Here is a 2,754-nt window from a genome sequence, read left to right as displayed (position 1 = left end):
CCCCCCCTTTTGCCCCCCCCCCCCCCGTGGGGGGGGGGGGGCAGGGGGAGGGGTCTGCGCGCGTCCGCGCGCGAATGGACAAGGGCCCCGACGCTGGCGGATAGACCCAGGGTCCAGGCCTGTTCGAGCCGAGAAAACCCCCTCCCCCCTACCCCCCTCCCGCGAGGGGAGGGGGGACTCATTTTGCTTTCGACCGACGTCTCAAGTCTCCGAGAAGATCCCGGCGACATTCTGAAAAGGTCCCGCCACGCAGGAGAGGCAACGCGTTGCTTCGGAACCGCTTGGGTCCTCTTACAAAAACCCGTGCAGCCACAGCGCGGCGACGAACAGCAGGATGCCGAGGCCGAGCCGCCACGGCGCCAGCTCGCCGAGCGCGAGCTGGCCGTGGCCGGCCAGGATCGCGGCGAAGGGCAGGCGCGAGGTGCGGCGGGCGAAGTCGTCCCAGGCGGGGCCGAGCCGCGCCGCCCGCTTGCGGTCGATCGAGATCATGCCGTTCACGGCCGTGACCAGGATGGCGCCGAACAGCAGCACCCCGGCCCAATGGCCGTTCACCGTCAGATGCGCGAGCGCCCAGAGCGCGAAGGCCCACAGCATCGGGTGGCGGGTGATGCGGGTGATGCCGGCGACCGGCAGTTCATTCCCCATCCGCTCCGCCCCCACCTGGGTCGGGTTGGAGGGCCCCAGGCTGCAGGCCAGCAACACGAAGCCGAGCAGGACCAGCACCGCCGGAACCCAGAAGGGCGCCGGATCCCACAGCGGCTCGTAAGGCGCGCCGCGATAGGCCAGGACCAGCCAGACCAGGCCGATGGCGCTGAGCGCCGAGAACAGGCCGCGATAACCCATCTCTCCCAGCCGCGCCACCAGGGCCGGGCGGAGCGGGCCGGCGACACCGAGATGCAGCACCACCCAGAACTGCGCGGCGAGGACGAGAGAGAGCATCGTTGCGACCTTTACAGCAGGACCGATCCGGTCGATGTTGACGGCAGCAACATTATGATTGGATGTGGACCGTGTCAACATCGGAGCCGGCCGGGCAGCCCTATCACCATGGCGATTTGCGCCGGGCGCTGGTGGCGGCGGCACGGGCGCTGCTGGAGGAATCCGGGCCGGAGGCGCTGAGCCTGCGCGATGTCGCCCGCCGCGTCGGCGTCTCGCACAGCGCGCCCTACCGCCATTTTCCGACCAGGCAGGCGCTGCTGGCGGCGGTGGCCGCGGAGGGATTCGCCGCCCTGTCCGCCCGGATGACGGCCCTGCCGGCGGCTCCGGGACTGGCCGGCGGGTTCCGCTGCTATCTCGGCTTCGCCCGCGAGCAGCCGGGGCTGTTCCGGCTGATGTTCGAGGGGGGAATGGAGGCATCGGCCGACCCGACGCTGCGGGCGGCGTCGGAGCAGGCCTATGACGGGCTGCGCCGCGCCGTGCACCGCCTGGCCCCGGCGGCGGATCGCGCCGCGGTGGTGGCCGCCTGGGCCCAGCTGCACGGCCTGACGCTCATCGTCCTCTCCGGCCAGCTGGCCGAGGATCTCGTGCGTGACGGTGGGCTGGACGTGCTGGCCGACCGGGCCGCGGCGATCCTGGAGGCCGGGCTGCGCGCCGCCGGCAGCCCTTGAAACGGCCGGACCGGAAATAGAACAGAAATTCTGAATTGCCTTCCGGTTAAAAATCCTGTTCAATTCCGGTGATCAACCGACTTCGGTGCCGGACCCGGGCAGACGCCCCTCCCCGGCCCCGATGAAGCGGGCGACGAAAACCGAGGGAGGAACCAGGAATGCTTCGGACATTGCTGTGCGGCGCGGTCATGAGTGCCGCCATGGTGCTGGGCCTGGCGGCCGCACCCCACGCGGCGCAGGCGGCCGATGAGCGCTTCGTGCTGATCAGCCACGCGCCCGATTCCGACAGCTGGTGGAACACCATCAAGACCGCGATCCGCGAGGCGGGGCAGCAGGTCGGCGCCACCGTGGACTACCAGAACCCGTCGACCGGCGACCTCGCCGACATGGCCCGCATCCTGCAGCAGGCCACCGCGTCGAAGCCCGCCGGCATCATCATCACCATCGCCGATTTCGACGTGCTCAAGGGCCCGATCATGGATGCCGTCAAGAAGGGCATCCCGGTCATCACCATCAACTCCGGCACGGCGGAGCAGAGCAGGCAGCTGGGCGCGCTGATGCATATCGGCCAGCCGGAATACGACGCCGGCAAGGGCGCCGGCGAGAAGGCCAAGGCGGCCGGCGTCACCAAGTTCGTCTGCGTCAACCACTACATCACCAACCCGGCCTCGGTGGAGCGCTGCCAGGGCTTCGCCGACGCGCTCGGCGTGCCGCTGGGCAACCAGATGATCGATTCGGGCATGGACCCGGGCGAGGTGCAGACCAAGGTCTCGGCCTATCTGCGCGCCAACCCGGACACCAACGGCATCCTGACGCTCGGGCCCAACTCGGCCGAGCCGACCATCGCGGTGCTGCAGGCCAACAAGCAGGCCGGCAAGGTGTTCTTCGCCACCTTCGACCTGAGCGCCGCGATCGCCGCCGGCATCAAGGACGGCACGGTGACCTTCGCCATCGACCAGCAGCCCTATCTGCAGGGCTATCTGCCGGTGGTGCTGCTGGCGAACTACGTCCGCTACGGCGTCATTCCCAGCAACAACATCAACTCCGGCCCCGGCTTCATCACCAAGGACAACATCGCCCTGGTCGAGAAGCTGGCCGGCGAATACCGGTAATCGGGTGCGGGGGGGCCCCCCCCCCGGGCGGCCCC

General features: G+C 69.7%; 3 protein-coding genes. 2 read left to right on the top strand and 1 reads right to left on the bottom strand.

The window, feature by feature from the left end:
* Window positions 1-291 precede the first annotated feature (291 nt).
* Window positions 292-939 (bottom strand): NnrU family protein, encoded by a 648-nt coding sequence (locus AAHM41_RS39845; RefSeq protein WP_342242188.1) that lies wholly within the window; start codon window positions 937-939, stop codon window positions 292-294.
* Between the two features lie 71 nt (window positions 940-1,010).
* Between AAHM41_RS39845 and AAHM41_RS39840 the strand changes: the two genes are divergently transcribed.
* Both AAHM41_RS39840 and AAHM41_RS39835 read left to right on the top strand, forming a co-directional pair.
* Window positions 1,011-1,607 carry a TetR/AcrR family transcriptional regulator gene (locus AAHM41_RS39840; RefSeq protein ID WP_342242187.1) on the top strand — a complete coding sequence of 199 codons (597 nt, stop codon included), beginning with the start codon at window positions 1,011-1,013 and terminating at the stop codon, window positions 1,605-1,607.
* Window positions 1,608-1,765: 158 nt separating this feature from the next.
* Entirely contained in the window at window positions 1,766-2,719 is a 954-nt protein-coding gene (locus tag AAHM41_RS39835) for a sugar ABC transporter substrate-binding protein (protein WP_342242186.1), read from the top strand.
* Window positions 2,720-2,754 lie beyond the last annotated feature (35 nt).

Source organism: Inquilinus sp. OTU3971 (genome assembly GCF_038440215.1).
Note: the sequence above shows the minus strand (reverse complement) of the source record. Positions and strands in the feature narration are given on the sequence as shown.

Bases quoted from the DNA above. Each gene is read 5' to 3' on its own strand.
- AAHM41_RS39845 (WP_342242188.1), bottom strand. From the start codon at position 939: ATGCTCTCTCTCGTCCTCGCCGCGCAGTTCTGGGTGGTGCTGCATCTC.
- AAHM41_RS39835 (WP_342242186.1), top strand. From the start codon at position 1,766: ATGCTTCGGACATTGCTGTGCGGCGCGGTCATGAGTGCCGCCATGGTG.